The organism is Streptomyces sp. NPDC030798, assembly GCF_055572275.1.
The window spans coordinates 178151-200784 of the sequence record NZ_JBVIDR010000015.1 but is presented as its reverse complement, the minus strand read 5'-3'; the positions used below and the strand labels follow the sequence as shown (position 1 = coordinate 200784).

Annotated in this window: 22 protein-coding genes and 1 pseudogene; 11 read left to right on the top strand and 12 right to left on the bottom strand. The window is 69.2% G+C overall.

Annotation, left to right across the window (positions count from 1 at the left end; translation table 11 throughout):
- Nucleotides 1–216: 216 nt before the first annotated feature.
- Nucleotides 217–1437: pseudogene (locus tag ACZ404_RS30405) on the bottom strand (polymorphic toxin-type HINT domain-containing protein); the annotation flags it as partial.
- A gap of 541 nt (nt 1438–1978) precedes the next feature.
- Between ACZ404_RS30405 and ACZ404_RS30400 the strand changes: the two are divergent.
- The 4 genes from ACZ404_RS30400 to ACZ404_RS30385 all read left to right on the top strand — a co-directional run bounded on the left by ACZ404_RS30400 (nt 1979) and on the right by ACZ404_RS30385 (nt 6035).
- Nucleotides 1979–2860, top strand: a complete 882-nt coding sequence (locus ACZ404_RS30400) for a hypothetical protein (protein WP_468445369.1) — start codon at nt 1979–1981, stop codon at nt 2858–2860.
- Nucleotides 2861–3415: 555 nt separating this feature from the next.
- A complete protein-coding gene (locus tag ACZ404_RS30395; protein WP_468445367.1) occupies nt 3416–4363 on the top strand; it encodes a hypothetical protein in 948 nt (315 codons plus the stop codon).
- 405 nt (nt 4364–4768) lie between these two features.
- Nucleotides 4769–5593, top strand: coding sequence for a hypothetical protein (locus tag ACZ404_RS30390; RefSeq protein ID WP_468445365.1), 825 nt, complete (start codon nt 4769–4771; stop codon nt 5591–5593).
- Between the two features lie 214 nt (nt 5594–5807).
- Nucleotides 5808–6035, top strand: a complete 228-nt coding sequence (locus ACZ404_RS30385) for a hypothetical protein (RefSeq protein ID WP_468445363.1) — start codon at nt 5808–5810, stop codon at nt 6033–6035.
- 403 nt (nt 6036–6438) lie between these two features.
- Here ACZ404_RS30385 and ACZ404_RS30380 read toward each other — a convergent pair whose 3' ends face one another.
- From ACZ404_RS30380 to ACZ404_RS30340, 9 genes are all read right to left on the bottom strand, one after another.
- Entirely contained in the window at nt 6439–6858 is a 420-nt protein-coding gene (locus ACZ404_RS30380) for a hypothetical protein (RefSeq protein ID WP_468445362.1), read from the bottom strand.
- Between the two features lie 73 nt (nt 6859–6931).
- A complete protein-coding gene (locus ACZ404_RS30375) occupies nt 6932–8551 on the bottom strand; it encodes a sodium:solute symporter family transporter (protein ID WP_468445360.1) in 1620 nt (539 codons plus the stop codon).
- Nucleotides 8552–8556: 5 nt separating this feature from the next.
- Nucleotides 8557–8937, bottom strand: coding sequence for a DUF485 domain-containing protein (locus ACZ404_RS30370; RefSeq protein ID WP_468445358.1), 381 nt, complete (start codon nt 8935–8937; stop codon nt 8557–8559).
- 61 nt (nt 8938–8998) lie between these two features.
- Nucleotides 8999–10462, bottom strand: coding sequence for an aldehyde dehydrogenase (locus tag ACZ404_RS30365; protein WP_468445356.1), 1464 nt, complete (start codon nt 10460–10462; stop codon nt 8999–9001).
- Complete coding sequence (locus ACZ404_RS30360) at nt 10462–10680, bottom strand: tautomerase family protein (RefSeq protein WP_468445354.1); 219 nt, start codon at nt 10678–10680, stop codon at nt 10462–10464. Before ACZ404_RS30360 ends, ACZ404_RS30365 begins: the two co-directional genes overlap by 1 nt.
- A gap of 1 nt (nt 10681) precedes the next feature.
- Nucleotides 10682–11461 carry a 2-keto-4-pentenoate hydratase gene (locus tag ACZ404_RS30355; RefSeq protein WP_468445352.1) on the bottom strand — a complete coding sequence of 260 codons (780 nt, stop codon included), beginning with the start codon at nt 11459–11461 and terminating at the stop codon, nt 10682–10684.
- The gene (dmpG, locus tag ACZ404_RS30350) at nt 11458–12513 is read right to left on the bottom strand and encodes a 4-hydroxy-2-oxovalerate aldolase (protein ID WP_468445350.1); all 1056 of its coding nucleotides are present in this window, start codon (nt 12511–12513) and stop codon (nt 11458–11460) included. The genes ACZ404_RS30355 and dmpG overlap by 4 nt, the downstream gene beginning before the upstream one ends.
- Nucleotides 12510–13415 (bottom strand): acetaldehyde dehydrogenase (acetylating), encoded by a 906-nt coding sequence (locus tag ACZ404_RS30345; RefSeq protein WP_468445348.1) that lies wholly within the window; start codon nt 13413–13415, stop codon nt 12510–12512. Before ACZ404_RS30345 ends, dmpG begins: the two co-directional genes overlap by 4 nt.
- Nucleotides 13412–14206, bottom strand: coding sequence for a 2-keto-4-pentenoate hydratase (locus ACZ404_RS30340; protein WP_468445346.1), 795 nt, complete (start codon nt 14204–14206; stop codon nt 13412–13414). Before ACZ404_RS30340 ends, ACZ404_RS30345 begins: the two co-directional genes overlap by 4 nt.
- Before the next feature lie 292 nt (nt 14207–14498).
- Here ACZ404_RS30340 and ACZ404_RS30335 point away from each other — a divergent pair, with 292 nt between their 5' ends.
- The 7 genes from ACZ404_RS30335 (at nt 14499) to ACZ404_RS30305 (ending at nt 20331) form a co-directional block, all read left to right on the top strand.
- On the top strand, nt 14499–15437 hold the full coding sequence (locus ACZ404_RS30335) for a fumarylacetoacetate hydrolase family protein (protein ID WP_468445344.1): 939 nt from the start codon (nt 14499–14501) through the stop codon (nt 15435–15437).
- Nucleotides 15434–16630 (top strand): oxidoreductase, encoded by a 1197-nt coding sequence (locus tag ACZ404_RS30330; RefSeq protein ID WP_468445342.1) that lies wholly within the window; start codon nt 15434–15436, stop codon nt 16628–16630. Before ACZ404_RS30335 ends, ACZ404_RS30330 begins: the two co-directional genes overlap by 4 nt.
- Complete coding sequence (locus tag ACZ404_RS30325; RefSeq protein ID WP_468445340.1) at nt 16627–17526, top strand: VOC family protein; 900 nt, start codon at nt 16627–16629, stop codon at nt 17524–17526. Before ACZ404_RS30330 ends, ACZ404_RS30325 begins: the two co-directional genes overlap by 4 nt.
- Before the next feature lie 223 nt (nt 17527–17749).
- A complete protein-coding gene (locus tag ACZ404_RS30320; protein ID WP_453176588.1) occupies nt 17750–18211 on the top strand; it encodes an SRPBCC family protein in 462 nt (153 codons plus the stop codon).
- A gap of 44 nt (nt 18212–18255) precedes the next feature.
- On the top strand, nt 18256–18693 hold the full coding sequence (locus ACZ404_RS30315) for a nuclear transport factor 2 family protein (RefSeq protein WP_468445338.1): 438 nt from the start codon (nt 18256–18258) through the stop codon (nt 18691–18693).
- On the top strand, nt 18690–19385 hold the full coding sequence (locus ACZ404_RS30310) for a class II aldolase/adducin family protein (RefSeq protein ID WP_468445337.1): 696 nt from the start codon (nt 18690–18692) through the stop codon (nt 19383–19385). Before ACZ404_RS30315 ends, ACZ404_RS30310 begins: the two co-directional genes overlap by 4 nt.
- Before the next feature lie 43 nt (nt 19386–19428).
- Entirely contained in the window at nt 19429–20331 is a 903-nt protein-coding gene (locus ACZ404_RS30305) for a VOC family protein (RefSeq protein WP_468445335.1), read from the top strand.
- An 81-nt stretch (nt 20332–20412) separates the two neighbouring features.
- On the opposite strand, the gene ACZ404_RS30300 is transcribed toward ACZ404_RS30305, so the two are convergent.
- Both ACZ404_RS30300 and ACZ404_RS30295 read right to left on the bottom strand, forming a co-directional pair.
- The gene (locus tag ACZ404_RS30300) at nt 20413–21177 is read right to left on the bottom strand and encodes a GntR family transcriptional regulator (RefSeq protein WP_468445333.1); all 765 of its coding nucleotides are present in this window, start codon (nt 21175–21177) and stop codon (nt 20413–20415) included.
- 702 nt (nt 21178–21879) lie between these two features.
- Nucleotides 21880–22437 carry an isochorismatase family protein gene (locus tag ACZ404_RS30295; RefSeq protein WP_468445331.1) on the bottom strand — a complete coding sequence of 186 codons (558 nt, stop codon included), beginning with the start codon at nt 22435–22437 and terminating at the stop codon, nt 21880–21882.
- Nucleotides 22438–22634 lie beyond the last annotated feature (197 nt).

Genomic DNA, 22634 nt, shown 5'->3' with positions numbered 1-22634 from the left:
TCGATGAAGGTCCGTTCCAGCGCCGCGGTGGACTTTTTGATCAAGTTCATGAATTGCCGATCCGGGCATTTGGTCAGCATGGTGGAGCTCGATCCGATCTCCAAGCTGCTCGGGTCGAAGTCCAAGCAATCCTCGAAAGATGTCAGACTTAGTCCAAGGCCCAGAATTTCGGATTGCCGCGTCCGCAGGGCCCGCACCCGTGCCTGGTCCACAATTGTGCACCAGGACCGGTGTGGCGCCTGCCATCACATAGTACGTGTGGAGGTCGTCGACCGTGAGGTTGTACATGTCGCGGTCGCCGGTGCGGGCGATGACGGCGGCGACTCGGACGTGATGATCGCTTGCGGTGTTGAGGGCATGGCCGGCGTGCAGCTTGCGGGCTGGGACCCAGGTGTGGAGGGTGTCGTCCCAGAAGGGGTGTTTGGCAGTGGTGTGAAGGGTGTCGGTGCTTCCGTCGGCCAGCTGGATCCGGAGGTCGATGAGGTCGTAGTCGTGGTTGATGTGAGTGGCAGTGACCTTGCGGGCCCCGTGGTGCTTGCCGTTGCTGGGGTCAGCGGCCTCGACCTTGTCTCCTGTTTTGATTTTGCCGATGGGTTTGGTCTTGCCGTGGGCCATGAGGACTGGGGTGGAGGGGGTGAAGCTGAGCTTGCACCCCAGTGCCAGCGCTTCGCCTTCGCCTTCAGTGCCGCGACCTCGCGTCGCCAAGAGCAGGGTGAGATCGAATGCCAGCTTTCCGGTGCCTTGGGCGCTGCTGCCGTTTGAGTAGTCGCCGTATATCTCGGCTCCGCGCGCGGCAGCCCCCTCAGCCGCCCCCTTACCTGTGACCTGGTCGTACATGTACCAGAGCACGTCATCGCAACCGTCGCCTTGGGAGGCGCATTGTCCTTCTGTGACGGCTAGTTGGTAGCCGCTTTGGAAGTAGCCGATTACGAACTGCTTCCCCTCGCCGCCCATGGTGCTCGCGGCATCACCGAGCCAGCCGATAAGTTTTCCGAGGCCCGATCCGGATCCGGATCCGGATCCGGTCGCACTACTGTCGCTCTTGGTCAAGCCGGGGTTGGACCCGTTGCATTCATCCCAGCCGCCGGTGCACTCACCGTTGCTGTCGGGATACACGCTTGTGTCCCAGGTGATGAGGCCGGTCGGGTCGGAGAAGTTGATGGGGTCCTTTCGGCTGTAGCTGTAGGCGGACAGGTTTTGGGGGTCGTATGAGGTGCTGAGGGGGTCGGTGCTGAGGAAACGGCCGAGGTGGGGGTCGTAGGGCCGGGCGCCGAGGAGGGACAGGCCTGTGCCGGTGTCCTCGACTTTTCCGAGGAAGCCGTTGTTGGTTCCGGTGGGCAGGGTGCCGCTGCGTTCGTCGCCGAAGGGGGGTGTAGCGGCGACGGTTTGAAGCGCCTGTCGTGGCGTCGACGGCGATCTGTGTGCAGGCCTGGCCATCGGCCATCAGGTAGGTGAGCTTGCCGCCGGCGGTGGTGTTGCCGGTGGTGGTGCGCATCGCCACGGCGGAGGTTCCGCTTGTGTAGAAGGTTTTAGTCCCGGTGGTGGTGCCTGCGGTGATGGTGTTGATCTTCCGCACGCCGTGCGGCCAGTCGGCGTTGGCGTAGGCCGTCTGGTAGGGCGCCTCGCCTGCGAAGCTGGAGATGTTGGCCCACGTGCAGGGCTTCGCGGTGATGGAGCTCATCCCGGCTTTGGACACCGTTCGACCAGTGACGACGGCGCCATAGGGCCGGTCCGGCAACCCGCTTGCCGCCCGCCGGCGACGGACGCGCTGCCGACCGTGAGCAAGGCCGCGGCGACAACGCCGCGACGGCCTCTGTTCGGACCCTGTCGAACCGGGGCACGAATCTGATTTCAACACATGCAGAAATTAGCTATCGTTCGAGTCACCAGACTCCTTGACGACCTGGGCCCCCGCGGCGACAACGCGCCGTGTGCAACGACCCGCCGACGGGGCCCACTTCTCCAAGCAGAGGAACGCATGCGCATCCGTACCACCGCGGCCGCCGTCACCGGCGCCCTGGCCCTCTCCGCCCTCGCCGCGCAGGCGGCCCACCAGGCCGCCTGGGGCAAGGAGGCGTTCACCGCCACCACCCAGGACGACACGCCTCAGCCTTCCCCGCTGGACGTCGCCTTCTCCGAGGTGCTGATCAACAACGGCAAGCCGATCGTCGCGGGCATCAGCAAGAAGGTCTCCGTCCCGCTGATCTTCACGCTCACACACGACACGAACGTCAACATCCACGCGAGCGACTTCGAGCTGGACGTGGACTTCTACCGCGTGCAATCCACCAACCCCCCTGTGACAAAGAGCATGTACGGTGACAGCTGGCCGGCCTGCACCGACACCTCGGCGACCACCGCCACCTGCACGGGCACCGTCGACATCCGCCCGGACTTCCAGCTGACCAACACGGACGCCACCACCTGGACCGCAGTGGGTGCCGCCACCGCCTGGAACGGCCAGAACCCGGCTGACTGGGAGCTCGACTGGAGCAAGGTCGGCAGAGCCAACCAGGATGACCTGGCCAGCGTGAACCTCCAGCGTGCCGCCACGCTGACGGTCAACGCCACGCCGCAGCCGGTGATGAAGGGCAAGACCATAACCGTCACCGGCAAGCTGTCCCGCGCCAACTGGCAGACCCACAGGTACGAGGGATACGCCGACCAGCCCGTGAAACTCCAGTTCCGCAAGTACGGCTCCCGCACCTACACCACACTGCAGGCCCTCACATCGGACTCCACCGGCCACCTGAAGACCACCACCACCGCCACCGTCGACGGCTACTACCGCTTCTCCTTCGCAGGCAACCCCGCCACCCCGGCGATCAACGTCAAGGGCCAATACATCGACGTGAAGTAAACACCGGTTTCCGGCCCTGGACGCCCGCTTTGCGGGGCCGGAACACTTCCCCTCACGTGCGCCATGAACCGGCCACACCCCACACGGACCTGACCGCGTGAGCCGACCGCTCACGCACTTCCCCCAAAAGAGCTCGACGGGCACCCTGAAGACCAGGGTGACAGCCTCCGCGGACGACTATCACCACTACAGCTTCACCGGCCCCACCACGGCCACCAACTCCGCAGCTGGCGCTGGCAGGCAGTCAGGCATACCCGCTGCACCGAGCCGCCCCGGTCCTCCCTGACACAGCCTTCCACGCAGGCAGCGCGGGGAGCCGACGCTTTCCGGCAGCGGACGCACTACCCACCGTGAGCGAGGCGCGGCAGCGACACCCCCACGGACGGCCGCAATTCGGGCCGTGTCGAACCGGGCCGTGGAACTATATTTCAACACGAGTGGAAATTAGCTATCGTGCGAGTCAGCGGACTCCACGACCACCCGCGCCCCCGGAGCGACGCCGTGCCGTGAGCAACGACCCGCCACCGGTTCCCACTTCTCCAAGCAGAGGAAAACATGCGCATCCGTACCACCGCGGCCGCCGTCACCGGCGCCCTGGCCCTCTCGGCCCTCGCCGCGCCAGCCGCACAAGCCGACAACCCCGCCCACAGCCGCACCGACCTGGCGAATGCCGCGCAGGCAGCCGCCGGCAAGCCGGCGTTCACCGCCACCGCCAGCGACGACGGCAATCCCTATCCGCTGGACCTCACCTTCTCCGACGTGAAGGTCAACAACGGGTGGCCGATCGTCGCCGGCATCAGCCAGACGGTCTCCGTCCCAGTGACGTTCACGCTCACGCACGGCAAGAACGCCGACATCCACGCGAGCGACTTCGAACTGAGACTGTACGTCTACCGCATACGGTCCACCTACCCGTACAACGCCAAGACCCTGATCAGCGCGCCGGCCTGCACCGACACCTCGCCGCCGCCCACCGACACCCAGTGGGCCACCGCCACCTGCACGGGCACCATCGACGTCGAACCGGTCAACCCGTACACCTATCTGCTGAACGAGGACGCCACCACCTGGACCGTCTCAGGCGACGCCACCGCCTGGAACGGCCAGGACCCCACCGTCTGGGGGTTCGACTTCAGCAAGGTCGGCACGGCCACTCAGGACGGCCTGGGCAGCGTGACTCTCCAGCGCGCCTCCAAGCTGACCGTCAACGCCTCTCCGGAGCCGGCGACCAAGGGCCAGACCATCACGGTCACCGGCAAGCTGTCCCTTGCCAACTGGGACACCCGCACGTACGACGGCTACGCCAACCAGCCCGTCAAGCTCCAGTTCCGCAAGAAGGGCTCCAGCACCTACCACACGCTGATGACCCTCACAACGGACTCCACCGGCCACCTGAAAACCACCACCACCGCAACCGTCGACGGCTACTACCGCTACACCTTCGCAGGCACCTCCATCGCCCCGGCAATCAAGGCCACCCGCGACTACGTCGACGTGAACTAAACACCTGGCACCGGCCCCGGACACCCACACCGTCTCCGGGGCCGCAACGTTTCCTCCCACGCGCGCCACCACCGACGAGCTCCTTCACCCGACTCCCCCGTTCCAGACCCCGCTCAAAGACCCAGCCGGTGATCAACAACGGATGGCGCTCATCCCGCCGTCGGGCACCGTTCGGCCGGTGACGACGGCGCCGCAAGGCAAGGCCGCGGCGGCAACGCCGCCGAGGACGGCCCCAGTTCGGTCCCTGCCGAACCGGGCCATGAAACAATATTTCGACACGTGCAGAAATTAACTATCGTCCGAGTCGCCAGACTCCACGACCACGCGGCCCCGCGGCCCCGCGGCGACAACGTGCCGTGAGCAACGACCCGCCATCGGGCCCCACTTCACCATCCAGAGGAACGCATGCGCATTCGCACCACCGCGGCCGCCGTCACCGGCGCCCTGGCCATCTCCGCCCTCGCCGTGCCCGCCGCGCAGGCCGACAGCTCCTACCAGCTGGACCTCACCTTCTCCGACGTGAGGGTCAACAACGACAAGCCGATCCCCGCGGGCATCAGCAAAATGGTCTCCGTCCCACTGACTTTCACCGTCACGCACGGCACGAACGTCAACATCCACGCGAGCGACTTCCACCTGGGCGTGACCCTCCGCCGCATGCAGTTGACCCGCTTCCCCGGGAGCGACTACCTGTCCGGTGAAAACCCGCCGACCTGCACCGACACCCCGGCGCCCACCGACACCCCGTCTACCACCGCCACCTGCACGGGCACCATCGACGTCCACCCGGACGTCGACCTCGTCAACGAGGACGCCACCACCCGAATCGCCGAGGGCTACGCCACCGCCTACAACGGCCAGAACCCAGTCGCCACGACCAACCAGGACGGTCTGGGCAGCGTGACCCTCCAGCGGGCCTCCAAACTGACCGTCAACGCCTCCCCCGAGCCGGTGACCCAGGGCCAGACCATCACCGTCACCGGCAAGATCTCCCTCGCCAACTGGAACACCCACACGTACGAGGCCTACGCCAACCAGCCCGTCAAGCTCCAGTTCCGCAAGTACGGCTCCAGCACCTACCACACGCTGAAGACCCTCACATCCGACGCGACCGGCCACCTGAAGACCACCACCACCGCCACCGTCGACGGCTACTACCGCTACTCCTTCGCAGGCACCGACACCACCGGGGCCGTCAAGGCCACGGGTGACTACGTCGACGTGAAGTAAGCACCGCAACTGCTCTCCCCTGTGCCATGAGCCGGCACCATGTGATCAAGGGCAATCCTTCAGCGCAGGTGCTGTGCCTCTTCGCCCACGCTAGGGCTGCCGAGGCTTCCAGCGCCCCTCCCCTCGGCCAGAAGACCGGCAACGAGCAGGAGCGGCACAGCATCAAGTTGCCCGAGTGCCCCAATGCAGTGCCCTGGCAGGGCCGGGTGACGGCATGATGACTGGCTACGAGAGACGGGGACACGGCCGGGCGTCGAAGCACGTGGGCATGCTGTACCGGCCGGGACGGGTGCTGACGCTGAGCGGGGCACAGGGGCCGGCCTGTATGGAGTGCGAGGTCCAGGTGCAGAGCCTGGTGCCCCTGACGGATCAACAGATCACGGCGGTCTGGCCGGCCATGGCGGAGACCGTCCGGGCGCTGCTGCACAAGCTGCGTTCCTGACCGCCAGCAAACCGAACGGCCGGGCCGTCGGGCCGTGCGGCGAGCGGGCCCTGGGCCAGACCGGGCACGAGGAGGCTCGTCAGCACGGTCGTGGTCATCACCTGCGCGACGAGGCCGACGGCGCACCCGTCCCGACCGGGCCCGGGCGACAACGCCCCTTTCATCGAGGGCGACCGGCGCCTGGTGCAGGCGGTGCGGCATCGCCGTCACTGGTCCGGAGTGTGCCGACCAGGCCGTCCACCGACTCCCCCGGTCTCGTGCGGCGCCGATGTCACCGCAACGCAGTGCCGCGACGGAGGCGAGGGTCCGAAGAGAGGCGCAGGCCCGCCTCGGACCAGTCGCGCGGCACGGCGCGCCGCGGCGGCAACTCACTTCCGAAAGGCGGGGGGAGGGGTGGACGGGATCAGGGCTGGAACAGGGCGTTGCGCTCAGCCGCCGCCGACCGAGCCGCCGTGGTCTCCGCGGACCTCTCGGAGTCGGTGGACCCCGCGGACTCCACGGATTCCGCGGACTCCGCGGACTCCGCGGACTCGGCGGACTCGGCGGACTCGGCGGACTCGGCGGACTCGGCGGACTCGGCGGACTCGGCGGACTCGGCAGCGTCCAGCATCGCCGTGTCGTACATGCGCTGCGCCTTCGTGGACATCTGCCGCCACGCCTCCAACGACGGCTCACCACCCGGATGCACCGGCACTCCGACTCCGCGGCGGGCGTACGACGACGGTCGGCCACGTTCCTGACGCAGCACCCACCAGATGCCTGCCAGCCCGATCACCAACAGTGCCACGGGGACCAGAGCCCCGATCAGACGGGCAGCGGACATTACGTAGCCTCGATCTCCGGTACCGGAGGGCCGGATGGACGGCCACGACGACCGACTGGAGCAGGCGGCCGAATCATGACGTCCACTCCATCCCCGTCGTGATTTCGAATTCGACGTACCGAAAATCGGGGCCTGAGCTGTCTGGAGCGGTGACGCTGCCAAGCCACCCCAGGAAGAACGCCAGCGGTATGGAAACCAGCCCCGGGACCTGGAACGGATACCAGCTGAAGTGCGCGCCGGGAAACACCGCGAATGACGTTCCGGAGACAGCCGGCGAGAAGACCGTGAGGAGCGTGCACGCCACCAGCCCTCCGTAGACGGACCAGAGCAGGCCCTTGCGACTGAAGCGGTGCCAGAAGAGGGAGTAGACCAGCGCCGGGAAGACACACGAGGCCGCGACACTCATCGCGAAGGTCGCCAGGAACTCGGTCGGATACAGGAGGGTGACGGCCGACAGCAACAGGCCCCCCACGGCCACGGCGGCGGCGGTGAAACGTACCGCTCGCGTTTCCTCCTGGGACGTACGGCAGTGCCCACCTCGCGTAAGAACATCGCGGACCAAAGAGACGGCGGCGGCGAAGGTCAGGCTGGCCACGGTCGTGAGCACGGTGAAGAAGATGATGCACCCCACCACAGTGATCAGAGCCGTGCGCGGTGTCGAACCGGGACCGAGCAGGCCGGAGGCCAGCAACACCAGCGACGACTGTCCCGATCGATCCACGGCTGCGGAGGTACTGCCCGCAACGGCCGCGGCGGAGAAGGCCGCCGTGATCAGAAGGAGAACGAACACGGAGATCAGCCCCACGGCGATGGTCATGGACCGACGGGCGGAGCGTCCACTGCGGGAGGCGTTGAGGCGCAGCAGCAGGTGCGGCATCGTGGCGGCGCCGAGGACCACGGCGACATGGGTGCCCACCGTATTCAGCGGTCCGAAGGTCCCGGTGTACCGCCACAGACCCGGACTCAAGAACCGGTCCGGCGCCGTGCTGTTGTCCACCGCACTCGTGAGCACCTTTTGTGGATCCCATGCGAACTTCTGGAGGCTGAGCACAGCAAGCCCCGCAAGGACCAGCAGCACAAGGGGTACCTTCACGATGTGCATGAAGCCGGTCGCTCTCAGACTGCCGAGCGAGGCGAAGCAGGTCACGAGAATTCCCATCAACACGGTACAGATTACTTCCGTCTGCGTTGCGGGCATGCCGATCAGTAGTGCGGTGCTCATGCCGGCGGCCCGCAGTTGGACCATGAGAATAGGGATCGTGATCGCGAGTGTGACCAGGCTGGCGGCGGTGCGAGGCCCGGGCCCCGATACGCGCAACGAAAAGAGGTCGCCGAGTGTGTAACGGCCGGTGTTGCGTATCTTCTGTGCAAGGAGCAGCAGTACACCGAGCGCCAGCAGACTGTCCACGGCGAAGGTGAACCCGTCATAGCCGAAGAGGGCGATCAGCCCGGAGGTCCCCAACAGGGTGAGCACCGAGATGTGCTCGCCGGCCAGGGCGAAGCCGTTGAAGACAGCGGAGAGGGACCGATTGGCGAGCTGAAGGCTTTCCGTGGTCTCTTCCTCACCGGCGACGAGGGTGAGGAGCCATAGGAAAGACACACCGATGAAGGCCAGCAAGGCCACGATCAAGGGGCCCCTGGCGGCCGAGCCGACAGGGTCGAGAGCGCTCGCACCCAACGTGTGCATGGTCATTCGCATCACTCCCCGAATCTGTCGCCCGGGCGAGCGCCCCGCTGTCCGGCCTCGGCGACGTCATGGGCCAGTGAATGGTCCAGGGGGTCGCAGAAGCGTGCGGAGCGAGACTCGTAGAGACAGGCGGTGGCGGCGAAGAGTCCGATCTGCAGCACACCCCACACCAGGCCCAGGGTGAGCCGGCCGTGGACGGGGATCGAGGGGACGTCCGTGAACGAGGACAGCAGGATGCCCACGGCGAACGGAACGCCGTTGACGGCGAGGACGGCGCGCTGGGCCTGATGCGCGCGTTCGCGGAGGCTTTCGCCGCGTTGCAGCAGTTCGGTTTCGTGCCCGTGATACTCCGTGGGTTCGGGGAAGGGAGAAGCGGCGAAGTGGGAGTGCATGGAACCCCTTGAGCGGTAAGGGACTTGAGCGGTAAGGGAAGGGACGGAGTCCGGCGCGCCGCTACGCGGGCCGTGGCTGCCGGGGGGCGCCGTCGTTGTCGATCTGCATCACGACCGCCTTGGGCTCGGTGAAGAACTCCCGGCTGAACGTGCCCCCTTCGCGCCCGATCCCGGAGTCGCCGGCCCCGCCGAACGGGGCCCGCAGGTCCCGGACGAAGAAACAGTTCACCCAGACCGTGCCCGCACGGAGCGCCGCCGCGACCCGGTGTGCGCGGTGCAGGTTCTCGGTGAACAGCATCGCGTTGAGCCCGTACGGTGTGTCGTTGGCGAGTTCGATTGCCTCGGCCTCGGTGGTGAACGGCATCACGACGACGACCGGGCCGAAGATCTCCTCGCGGGTGTGCCGGGCCGTGTGGTCCATGCCGGTGACGACGGTGGGGCGTACGGTCCAGCCGCTGCCCAGGCCTCCGGTGCGGAGCGTGCCGCCCTGTTCGGCGATCGTGTCCACATAGCCGGCGACCTTGGCGTGGTGCTCGGCGGAGGCCAGCGGTCCGACCTGGGTGGCCGCGTGCTTGGGGTCGCCGACGACCAGCGCGTCCGCCGCCGCGGCGAACCGCGTGAGGAACGCTTCGTAGATCTCCCGCTGGACGTACAGCCGGGAGCCCGCCAGGCACACCTGGCCCGAGTTGGTGAACACGGCGCGGATCGACCAGTCGACGGCGCCTTCCAGGTCAGCGTCGGCGAAGACGATGTTCGCTCCCTTGCCGCCGAGTTCGAGGCTGACGGGGGTGAGGTTGCGGGCGCCGGCGGCGGCGATGACGCGACCGGTGCCGGAGTCGCCGGTGAAGGTGATCCGGTCCACGGCCGGGTGCTCGGTGAGGGCCTGGCCGGCCGAGTCGGGGCCGTATCCGTGGACGACGTTGAACACGCCCGGGGGCATGCCCGCTTCGAGGGCCATCCGCGCCATGAGCGTGGCCGAGACAGGGGTGTCCTCGGCCGGCTTGAGCACCACCGTGTTGCCCCACGCGAGGGCCGGTGCGACCTTCCAGGACTCCAGCATCATCGGGAAGTTCCACGGTGCGATCGCCGCGACGACCCCGGCCGGGCCGAAGCGGGTGTACGCGTGGTGGCCGGTGTCCATCGGGTAGCTCTCGGAGGTGGAGAGCCTCGCGTGGTCGGCGAAGAAGCGGAAGTTCGCCGCCGTACGCGGTACGTCGTTGCCCTGTGACTGGGTGATCGGCTTGCCCATGTCCTGGGTGTCCGCCAGAGCGAGTTCCTCGTCGTGCTCTTCGATCAGGTCCGCCAGGCGGTGCAGGATCCGGCCGCGCTCGGCCGTGCCCATGCGCGGCCAGGGACCGTGGTCGAAGGCTCGGCGTGCCGCGCTCACCGCGCGGTCGGCGTCGGCGCCGTCGCCGAGGGCGGCCTGCGCCCAGGGTTGGCGGGTGTGAGGGTCGATGGACGAGAAGGTGGCGCCCGAGAGCGAGGCCACCTCCTCTCCGTCGATCACATGACCGTAGAATTCCATCAGCGCGCCGCTCCCCCGGTCGTGCTCGCCGTTTCCCGCTCGGCGATGGTGACATCACCGGCGGCCCAGTGGGTCTTCGGCAGTTCCCTGATGGCCACGCGGACGCTCTGCTGCGGTACGTCCAGCGCTGTGACCACCGCCCTGGTGACCTCGTGGATCAGCGACCGTATCTCCTCCGGTGCCCGTCCGTGGACCATCGTCACGTCGATCAGCGGCATGTCAGCCTCCCGTCAGGTGGAGAGAACCGAGGTGGGTGAAGTGCACCGCGACGGTGGAACCGGGCGGTACGGGTACGGCGTCGGTCATGCCGCCGGTGAACACGATCCAGCCGGGCTCGATCGCCAGGCCCCGGCGGCCGAGTTCGTTGGCGGCCAGGGCCAGGGCCTCGGCGGGGTGGCCCTGCACGGCCGCGCCGGTGGCACTGTCGGCGACCTGGCCGTCGACCTCGAGCAGACAGGCTTCCATCGCCAGGTCCAGCTTCTCGGGCGGCACACCGACCGGGCCGGTGAGGAAGCGGCCGGAGGAGGCGTTGTCGGCGACCACGTCGGGCAGGGTGAAGCGGAAATCGCGGTAGCGGCTGTCGATCACCTCGATGCCGCCGTGCACCGAGCCGACCGCGGCCAGGGCGGTGGCGGCGGTGACCCCGGGGCCGGCCAGCCTGTTCTTCATCACGAACACGATCTCCGGTTCGGCGCGCGGGTGGATCAGCCGCTCCTGCGGGACGGGCGCTCCGGCCGGCAGCGGCATGCCGTCGGTCAGCCAGGCGGTGAGCGGCGCGGCGACGCCCATCCGCTCCTGTTTGGCGCGGGAGGTCAGGCCGAGCTTGACGCCGACGATGTGCTCGCCACGGTCGAGCCGGCGGCGCAGTGTCTCGTCCTGCACCATGTAGGCCGTGTCGAGGCCGAGTCCGGGCCACTCGTCGGTGATCGGGCCGCGGTCGGTGCGGTTGTCCTCGGCCTCCAGCAGGACGGTGGCGGCGCGGGCGATGTCCCAGCTCATCGGCCGGCCCCCGCCTTCTCGCGCTCCTCGGCCAGCCTCAGCGCGATTTCGATGATCATGTCCTCCTGGCCTCCGACGTAGCCGGCCTCGCCGACCTGCTCAAGAATTTCGTGGGCGGGTACGCCGTAGCGATCCGCGGCCCGTTCGGCATGCAGCAGGAAGCTGGAGTACACGCCCGCGTAGCCCTGCACGATCGAGGAGCGGTCCATCCACGGCAGCCGGGGGATGAACGGCTTGACCACGTCCTGCGCGGCGGCCAGAGCAAGGCCGACGTCCAGGCCGGTGGGTATGCCCAGACGTTCGAAGGTGGCCGCGAGCACCTCGGTGGGCGCGTTCCCGGCGCCGGCGCCGAGCGCGCACAGGGCGCCGTCGATCTGCCGAGCGCCGCCCTGGTAGGCGAGCACCGAGTTGGCGACGCCGAGGGAGAGGTTCTGGTGGCCGTGGAAGCCGACCTGGGCCTCGTGTCCGATCTCCTCCACCAGGGCCTGGACCCGAGCCTGTGCGCCGCTCAGGACCAGGGCCCCGGCCGAGTCGACGACGTAGACGCACTGGGCGCCGGCGTCGACCATGATCCTTGCCTGCGCGGCGAGTTCTGCCGGGTCGATGCGGTGCGAGAGCATCAGGAAGCCGACCGTCTCCATCCCGAGCTCGCGCGCGGCGGTGAAGTGCTGGACGGAGGTGTCGGCCTCGGTGCAGTGGGTGGCGACGCGGGCCACACGCGCACCGGCGGCGTGGGCGCGCTTGAGGTCGGTGACCGTGCCGACGCCGGGCAGCAGCAGTACGGCGATCTGCGCCCGGGTCGACTCGTCGACGGCGGCCTCGATCAGCTGGATCTCGTCCACCGTGGAGAAGCCGTAGTTGAAGCTGGAGCCGCCGAGGCCGTCGCCGTGCGCAACCTCGATGACCTCGACGCCCGCCTGGTCGAGGGCGTGCACGACGCCGCGCACCTGTTCCTCGGTGAACTGGTGCCGCATGGCGTGCGAGCCGTCCCTGAGGGTGGAGTCGGTGATCCGTACCTTGGGCGGCTGCTGGTCGCCGGCGAGGGTGGTCATGAGGTCACCGCCGTGGTCCGGGCGTCCGCCAGCAGCTCGCCGACGCGAGCGGCCGCAGCCGTCATGATGTCGAGGTTTCCTGCCCAGGGCGGCAGGTAGTCGCCCCGGCCGCGCACTTCGAGGAAGACGGCCACCCGGGCCTGCCCCCTCCATTCGGGGCGCGGGTCGTCGAACTGGGGGTCCGCCCGCAGCGTGTAGCCCGGAACGTACGCGGCCACTTCGTGGGCCATGCGCACGATCGACTCGCTGACGGCGTCCCGGTCGGCGTCCGCCGGGACGGCGCAGAACACCGTGTCGCGCATGATCATCGGTGGGTCGACCGGGTTGAGGATGATGACCGCCTTGCCCCTGCGAGCGCCACCGACCCGCTCGATGGCGCGCGAGGTGGTCTCGGTGAACTCGTCGATGTTCGCGCGGGTTCCCGGTCCGGCCGACCGGGAGGCGATCGACGCGACGATCTCCGCGTACTCGACCGGGACCACACGGGAGATCGCGTGCACCATCGGGATGGTGGCCTGCCCGCCACAGGTGATCATGTTGATGTTGGGGGCGTCCAGGTGCTCCTCCAGGTTCACCGGCGGGCAGACCGGCGGGCCGACGGCCGCGGGGGTCAGGTCGATCGCCTGGATGCCTGCTGCGGCGTAGCGCGGCGCGTTCGCGACGTGTGCCTTCGCGGAGGTCGCCTCGAACACCAACTGCGGCGGCTCGGCACGGGACAGCAGCCAGTCCACTCCCTCCGCGGACGTCTCCAGACCCAGGTCACGGGCCCGGGCCAGCCCGTCCGACGCCGGGTCGACACCGACCATGTAGCGGACCTCGACCGTCTGGCTGTGCAGCAGCTTGGCGAGCAGGTCGGTGCCGATGTTGCCGGGGCCGACGATGGCCGCGGTCACCTTGCTCATGAACTCTCCTCGGTGAAACGTGCCGTGACGCTGCCGATCCCGGCGAAGGCGGCGGTGACGGTGTCCCCCGCGCCGACGGGGACCGAGGCGGTGATGGAGCCCGGCAGCACGACGTGTCCCGCCTCCAGGACGACACCGCGTGTGCCGACGGTGTTGGCGAGCCAGACCAGTGACGTCAGCGGCGAGCCGAGCACCGCGCCGCTCGCCCCGGTGCCGACCAGGTCGCCGTTGCGGTGCAGCGTGCATCCGGCGAGGCGGAGATCGACATCCGGCAGCCGGACCGGTGTGCTGCCCAGCACGACGCCCCCGGAGGAGGCGTTGTCCGCGACGGTGTCGATGATCCCGATACGCCAGTCGCGGATGCGCGAGTCGATCACCTCCAGGGCCGGCAGGACGAAGTCCACGGCCGCGGCGGCCTCCGCGACGGTGACTCCCGGTCCGGCCAGCGGACGCCTGAGCACGAAGGCGATCTCCGGCTCGACCCGCGGCTGCAGGAACCGTGAGGCGGGTACGGGGGCGTTCTCCAGCCAGAACATGTCGTCCAGCAGATGGCCGTAGTCCGGCTGTTCCACGCCCAACTGCTGCTGCATGGCGGGGGACGACAGGCCGACCTTGTGCCCCTTGATCCGGGCTCCGCCGGCGACGCGGCGGCGGATCTGCAGCAGCTGGATCTCATAGGCGTCCGCGAGCGTCAGGCCCCGGTACGTGTCCACCAGCGGTTCCACCGGAACCCGGCTGTCGTGGGCGGCGAGGAGGGCGCCCGCTGCCTCGGCCAGCGGCACGGCGGTCACGACGGCACTCCTTCGGCCTGTCCCACCGGGAGTGCGACGACGTCCGACATGACGATCTCCGATCGGGTCGGTGCGGGTGGGTTCAAGTGCGCTGCCTGCCACGTCCAGGCAGGCAGCGCCCTCAAACTGTGTACACTTTCCTTCGCCAAAGTCAATACTTGGTCGACCTATTGACTGCACGGGAAACTGTATGCAGTCTGTCCCCGCAAGCCACTGTCATGTGCTTGCTTCCGCCCTTCAGTACGCTGCCTCCACATCATGGCGCGGCAAATAATCGATGCCTGGAGCTCGCATGGCCGTATGGAACCTGGTGACCTGCCGTCCCGAGGAGCCGGGTGCCCCGTCGTTCGTCGGCGCCGCCGACAGCGAGGGAGAGGTGCGACGCCACCCCGCACTGGCGCGGTATCGCGACGTGGGGGCGGCGCTGCGGGACTGGGTAGAGCTGGAGCCGGTCCTGCGCGCCTGGCAGCCCGCCGAGGACGCCCCGGCGGAAGCCGTACGCCTGCTGCCGCCTCTTCCGCGGCCGGGCAAGTTGGTCTTCACCGGCGCCAACTACCACGACCACCTGCGGGAAATGGGTGTCGGGGAGGTTCCGGACGGCATGGCGCCGTACTTCTTCCTGCTCCCGCCCACCGCGATCACCGGGCCCGGAGCAACGGTCTCCATCCCCGCTGATCCCCAGGCCCGCGTGGACTGGGAGGCCGAACTCGGCGTGGTGATCGGACGCCGGTCCCACCGGGTACCGGTGGAGCGGGCGCTGGAGGCGGTCGCGGGGTACACCATCGTCAACGACATCTCCGCGCGGGGCCTGCACGCCCGGCCGAACCCGTTGGCGCCCCCGTTCGCCTACGACTGGCTCGCGTCCAAGGGACGCGACACCTTCACGCCGATCGGGCCCGGCGTGACGCCGTCCTGGTTCATACCCGACCCGCAGGCGCTGCCCATCCGGCTGTGGCGCAACGACGTGCTGGAGCAGGACGGCAACACCCAGGACATGATCTTCACCGTGGCGCAGCTCGTCTCGGCCGCCAGCGCGCTGATGACGCTGGAGCCGGGCGATGTGATCGCCACCGGTACCCCGGCCGGCGTCGGCGCCGCCAAGGGCATGGCACTCAGGGACGGCGACCGGCTGCACATCCAGATCGAACCGATCGGGGTGCTCCGCAACGACGTACGGCAGGCCGAGCCGCCTCACGCCTTCGCGCACTCGAACACCATGGAGCTGGGATGACCTCCACCGCGGACGCGAGCCGCACGGCCGACACGGCGGATTTCGCACCGCTGTTCACGCCGCTGCGGCTCGGCGGGCGTACGGCCCGCAACCGGATCGTGCAGGCGCCGATGTCCGTCGGCTACGCCCACCCGGACGGCACCGTGACCGACCGCGAGGTCGAGCACTACGCCCGCCGCGCCCGAGGCGGCGCCGGCGTGGTGATCACGGAGAACTTCGCGATCAGTGTCGCGGGCCGGCAGATGCCGTTGCAGACGCTGGTGAGCGACGAGGAGCAGCTGCCCGGACTGAGGCGGCTGGCCTCCGAGATCCGCGTGCACGGGGCCCTGGCGATCGCGCAGATCGTGCACGCCGGCCGGTACGCGGGTCCCTGGGAGGAGTACGAGAGTCGCCCTCGCCTCGCCCCGTCCGCCATCCCCTTCGAGCTCACGCCGGGCCGGACGGTCACCCCGCAGGAGATCACCCCGGAGGAGATCGAGGAGACCGTCGACGCCTTCGTCCGGGCTGCCGACCTGTGCCGGCGCGCCGGGTTCGACGGTGTGGACATCCACATGGCGCAGGGTTTCCTGCTGTCGGGTTTCCTCTCTCCCCGCACGAACCGGCGCACCGACCGGTGGGGCGGCGACTTCGAGGGGCGCACCCGGCTCCCGCTGGAGGTGGTGCGTTGGGTCACCGCGAACTCCGGTGCGGACTTCGCGGTCGGCGTTCACCTGCTCAGCGACGAACGCGTGGAGGGCGGCTGGAGCCTCACGGACGCCGTGCGGCTCGCTCCCCTGCTTCAAGACGCGGGGGCCGCCTTCCTGTTCGCGGTCCCGGCCACGTTCGAGACCATGCGCCTGCCCCACAACGCGGACATACTCGGCGAGCCTGGTTACTCGCTCCGCGACACGGCAGCGCTGCAACGCGCGGTGCGGATCCCGGTGGTGGCCAACGGCGGCCTGGGCGACCCCAGGATGGCGGCGCGGGTTCTCCGGTCCGGGCAGGCGCAGGCGGTGGGCCTGGCCCGGCCGCTCTTCGCGGATCCCGACTGGCCGCGCAAGGTGCAGACCGGCGCCGTCGACACCCTGCGCACCTGTCGCTGCGAGACATCGCTGTGCCTGCGCACGCAGCTGACCGGTTCGCTCTGCGAACGCTGGCCGGACAGCGCGCGGGCGCGCGGCTACCTCGGCTACGACGAAGGGACCACCCAGTGATCACACTGACAGACATCGCCTACGTGCGCTCGGGCGTCGAGGATCTGGAAGGCGCTGTCCGGTTCGCCGGTGACATCGTCGGCCTCGAAGTACTCGACTCCGACGAGCCCGGAGTGGCGCACCTGCGCGCCGACCCTCGGGGCCGCTGCCTCACCTTCGTCCAGGGGCGCTCCGGCGTCATCTCGTCCGGCTTCACCGTCGCCGGGCGCGAGGCCCTGGCAGCCGCGGAGAGCGAACTGGAGAAGCGGGGCCTCCGGGTCGAACGCGGCGATCAGGCGGGGGCGCGCTCTCGCGGGGTGTCGGACTACATCGGCTTCGACGATCCCTTCGGCAACCGCATAGAACTGGCCGCGGCGCAGTACCTTTCCGCCGAGCCGGTGCGGCCGGCCCGCGACTCCGGGATCAGCGAGTTCGGACACCTGTGCCTGGACGCGCCCGATGTGCACGAGGCTCACCGTTTCTGGTCCACGACGTTCAACGCGCGCGTGTCGGACTGGGTCGGCGACCGCGCGTGCCTGATGCGCATCGACCCCGTCCATCACAAACTCGCCGTGTTCCAGGGGGACGAAGCCGGCCTGTGTCACATCAACTTCCAGGTCGACTCCCTCGACGCGCTGATGCGCAACTGGCACTTCCTGACAGACCGTGGCGTGGAGATCGTCATGGGACCGGGACGGCACCCCACCTCAGGCTCGGTCTTCCTCTACTTCCGCGGCCCCGAGAACCTCACGTACGAGTACGCCGTCGGCGGGCAACCCATTGAGGACGACGGGGCATGGACCCCGCGCGTGTTCGACCCCGAGCAGCCCTCGTCGCTCGACATGTGGCGCGGGCCGGTGGCGCCCACGACCCGGCAGCGCCAGCTGCACCGTGCGGTGCGCACCGCGGCCTCGTAGCCGCGCGGTATGCGGACAACCCGTCCCCAGACCCGGCAGTGACGCCGGCCCTCAGACCACCCAGCACCCTTGCCCGGGCCCGACGGCACCGCCGGCCCTCAGACCACCCTCACCAGGCCGGCAGCACCGCTGTGCCTGCACACACCCGTACCAGGCCGGCAGCACCGCTGTGCCTGCACACACCCGTACCAGGCCGGCAGTACCGCCGGCCGGAGGAGAAACGATGATCTTCGTTACCCACGTCCTGCCCGTCAACGAGCCCGGTGAGCCTCGACTGGACCGGGCCGCCGTGTGGGAGGGACTGGTACTCAAGGCCAACAACGCCCTGCCGTTCGTCCCCTCGATGAGCCACTGCACCGTCGTCGAGCGGCACGGCGACACCTCCTTCGACCGCGACATCCGCTACCGGGGCGTGGACTTCCGCGAGCGGATCACGCTCGAAGAGCCGCATCGGGTGGTCTTCACCCGGCTGTCGGGCCCGGTGCTCGGCACCATCGCCAACGAGATCGAGGGCGAGGGCGACGACCTGCGGCTGCGCTTCACCTTCGCCCTGGTGCAGGCCGGTGTCCCCGGCGGCTCCGAGGCAGAGGCGACAACCACCTCGACGATGACCGGTGACTACCTCCAGGCCCTCACCGCGACGCGGGACGCCATGCGCCGCCGCGCCGCGGGCGAAGCCGCCTGACCTGACACGAACGGCAGAACCGACCGACACGGAAGGGAACAGAGATGTCCGACATGCCCGACTGGATCGGCTGGGCCGACTCCTTCTACGCCGACATCGACGCACAGCAGATCGAGCGCGTCCTGGACCGCTTTGCCCTCGACGGGGAGATGGTATTCGGCAACAACCCGCCCGCTGTCGGGCATGTCGCGATACGCGAAGCTCTGGAAAGCCTGGGCGCGACAATCTCCGCGATACGACACGAGTGGCGCAACTGCTGGCAGGCGGACGACCGGGGGACCGTGCTGCTCGAAGCCCGTGTCCACTACACCACGCGCGGCGGCACCGAGCTGACGGTCCCCTGCGTCACGGTCATCGCCCGCGCCCCCTCGGGAGCGGTCACCTCGCTGCGGATCCACCTCGACCCCGCTCCGCTGTTCGCGGCACTCGCCGTCGAGTCGGCCGCCGCACTGCCCGAGGACGCGGGCGGGCTCGCGGCATGAGCGGGCCGACGGCGGCCAGGCCGTGCGCCGGCACTCTGCCCGGGGAGGTGGCCGACGCGGCGCGCACTCTCGCCACACTGGGCCTGGTCTCGGCATTCGGGCACGTGTCGGCACGGCGTGGCGACCGGATGCTGATCACGCCACCAATCGATCTCGCGCAGGCCACCGCCGGCACCCTCCTGGACATCCCGCTGGATTCGACGGCTTTGCCCGCGCGCGCACCGGGCGAGGCGTGGGCGCACCTGGCCGTCTACCGGGCACGACCCGACGTGCGTGCCGTGGCCCGCGCCACTCCGGAATCGGCGTTCGCGGCCGGTGCGGTGGCTTCCGGCACCATCCCACCCCTGCACGGTCAGGGCGCCCTGCTCGGAGAAGCCGTACCCGTCCACGACGACGCGCGGCTCATGCGCTCGGCGGACATCGCCGAAGGCGCCACCCGCACGCTGGGCCAGGCCGACGCGGTCGTCCTGCGCGGCAACGGCGCCCTCACCACCGGCGCCACACCCGGCCACGCTGTCGCCCGTATGTGGCTGCTCGACACCGCCTGCCGACTGCACCTCACGGCCCGGCAGGCAGCGGTGGTCCACGCCCTCACGAGCGAAGAAATCACGGCTTGGCGGGCCGCCGGCCCACCCCTGCTCGACCGGCTCTGGGCACACCTGCGAAGTCCCGGCGGCCCGTCACCACGGTAATGACGAGGCCCCCCAATCCACACGAACGACGAAGGAAAGCGCCATGCACGTCAGCGGACTTCTCCACTACGGCCTGCAACTGCCCGACCTGGCCGAGGGCAAGGACTTCTACACCGACTTCGGGCTGACCGTCGACGAACGCGACGACCGGCTGGTCGTACGCTGTGACGGCCGCGACCAGGACCAGACGTTGCTCGTCGAGGGACACGACAAGCGTCTGCACCATGTCGCCTTCGCGGCACCGGAAGGCTCCCTGCTCGAGCTGCGGCGTCACCTCGAGTCCCTAGGCATCACCCTGCAGGACGCCCCGGTCGGCGGTCCCGAGGGCGGCTTGTGGTTCCGTGACCCGGACGGCAACGCGGTCAACGTGCGGGAACAGGAACTCGCCGCTCCGCGCCCGGTGGAGCCCGTCAAGCAGAACGTGGCCGGTGACTACCGGCGCGTGGACGAGCCCGTCTGGCTCAAGGCGGACACGGTGCCGCGCCCCCGTCGGCTCGGTCACATGCTGATCTTCTCCTCGGACGTGAACCGCTCACAGGGCTTCTACGAGCGCGCCCTCGGCCTGAGGGTGTCCGACCGGATCACCGGCAAGGTCGTCTTCATGAACCCCGGCCCCGGCGACCACCACGTCTTCGGCTTCATCCAGAGCAGCCACCCCGGCCTGCACCACTCCAGCTGGGAGGTCTCGGGCCTGGACGAACTGGCGATGGGCGCCCGCGTCATGGCGGACAAGGGTCACAGCGTCGGCTGGGGCCTGGGCCGGCACACCGTGGGCTCCAACCTGTTCCACTACGTCAGGGACCCCTGGGGCAGTTGGATCGAGTACTTCTCCGACATCGACCAGATCAGCGAGGACTGGAAGGCGCAGGACTGGGACGTCCCGCCCGCGGTGTGGTGCCCCCTGATGCCGGAACAGTTCCTGCACAACCTCGAGTCGAAGCCGTAAGTCGATATGGGCGGGCGGTGCCGGTGCCGGTTCCTTCCACCGGGGCCGGCCGCCCGGTTGTCTCCGGGGATGGTGCGCAGGTCAGCTGTGACTCCAGGGCGACGGACCGGCACCGACCAGAGTCATCGCCCTGGGCACGGCCTCCGGCTCGTACTCCGGGGCCCGCTCCCCGAGCACCCTCAGCGCCGTCCGCTCCAGGTGATGGGCCAGGCGGGACACCGCCGTGTCGCGGTCGCCGGCGATCACCGCGTCCAGGATCGCGGGATGCTCGGTGTCGCCCGCTTGGGGCCAGCTTTCGGCGTCGAGCCGCTGGGTGATGCGGATGTAGCGCACGCTACGGTCCGCCAGCGCCTCCAGCTGGCGCCGCAGTGGCTCGCCCGCTCCGGCGGTGAGAAGGAGATGGTACTCGCGGTGCGCGGCGAACCAGCCCTCTCCGTCCTTCGCGCGGGCGGCCCGGCGCATCGCCGTCAGCCGCGCCTTGGCCTCTCGCTCGGCCCGAGTGCCGAAGTCGTCCAGCGTCATGGTCAGGGCCAGGCACTCCAGCGTGATGCGCATCGCGTAGTCGGCATCCAGCGCCCTCGGGTCGAGGCCCGCCACCCGCATCCGCTGGTTGGGTTCGGCCTCGACGAACCCTTCCTCCTGGAGCATGCGCAACGCCTCCCGCACCGGGGTGCGGCTCACCCCCAGCTGGCGTCCGAGCGCCACTTGTGACAGCACGGTGCCCGGCGCCAGCCGTCCGTCGAGGATGCACTCCCGCAGCAGGGCGTGCAACGGTCCGATCGACTGCCGCGTGCCGGGCAGGTTCAGCGGCTCGATGCCGTCGATGACAATGATCGGTTGAGGCATGCCCTCCATTATGGCGTATCTGCATACACATTGAGTTGTGGCCGACGGCATTCTGCGCCCTGTTCTTCGGGCCGGTACCGCAGCCGGGTGCCGGCTGGGAGGGGACCTCCGTGTCGTCAGCCGGTCCGGGCGATGACTGGCGCCTGGGCGAACAGCGGGCCCATCATGTCCGCCAGGAGCAGCGGGGGCCCGCAGTGCCACCGGTCGCAGGCACGTCGACGTGGGGGCGGTCATCACACACGGTGGCATCGCAGTAGCGGCGGATGAAGGCTCTTGAGCGCGGAGCCCGTCGACGTCTCGCGCCGCTTCCGCGCTCGGCCGTCGCTACTCGCGCCCGGACTGCCCTTCCTCAACCAACCCTTTCATGCTCAAGACCACCAACAGGCGGGGCTTGGGTCGGCGCGTCCAGCGTGAGGGTGACGCGATGGCCGGCGAGGCGCTGGAGTCCGTGGTCCTCGGCGGCAGCGGATTGGGGTGCTCGCCCGCCACGAAGACGGTTCAACCGGGTTCTTCGGCGCTGATCGCGATCAAGGTAACCAGTCCTGTTCGGCCGGGAGGCCGGCATGGAGAACACCCTGCACGGAGAACCTACGACCTGCGTCCGCGGCTTCGGACGCGGGGAGGAAGGGAATGCGTCGACGAAATGGAGGACGGGTGCGGCCATCCGCTCGCCGTTCCACCCCGTCGCTGCCGCGGCATGAGCTACACGACGAACGGGACGAACTTTCCGTCACGCTGACCGGCCCGGGCCTGGAGGAGCTCGGCCAGGATGTGGGCGGTGGAGGTGATGAAGGCCCCCGCCCCGCCCATACGACGCAGGGTGAAGTCTTGCCCGATCTCCGGCGCGCAGCCGCTCGCGTCGGCGACGACCCCGACCTCGTACCCCAGGCGCAGCGCGGTCAGGGTGGGCTGGACGATGCACGCTTCGCTGACGCCCGCGATGATCAGCTTCTCTCTCCCTGTCTCCCCCACCACGGAGGCGAAGTCCTCGTCGTCCATGACATGGACGACGCCCTGACGCCTGATGCCCGACCGCAACCGGTCCTCCTCCGGTGCGGCCGACCGCGGGCCGGGGGCGTTCGCGTCCACGGAGGAGGCGAAGAGCAGGGGGAGGCCATTGCCCTTGGCGGTCTTGGCGAGAGCCAGGGCGTTGGCCTCCATCCGGTCGAAGGGGATGGAGCGGACCCACCCTAGGGCGCCCACCCGGTAGTCGATGAGCAGCATCGCCGCGTCGTCGGCGGTGAAGGACGGTGCGGACACGAGCAAGACCTCCCTTCCGGGCCGGTCAGTGTGGTGAGCAACCCGGAGTTATTTGGTTGACCAATTATCGCACATTCCGAACCCCGCGGAGTGACCGCGATCGCACTCCGGAGCGCCCGCACGCAGAGGCGATCCGGAGCCGGCCGCGCGAGCAGGGACCACGCGGCACGAGCCGCCCGACGGGCCGAATCCAGGTG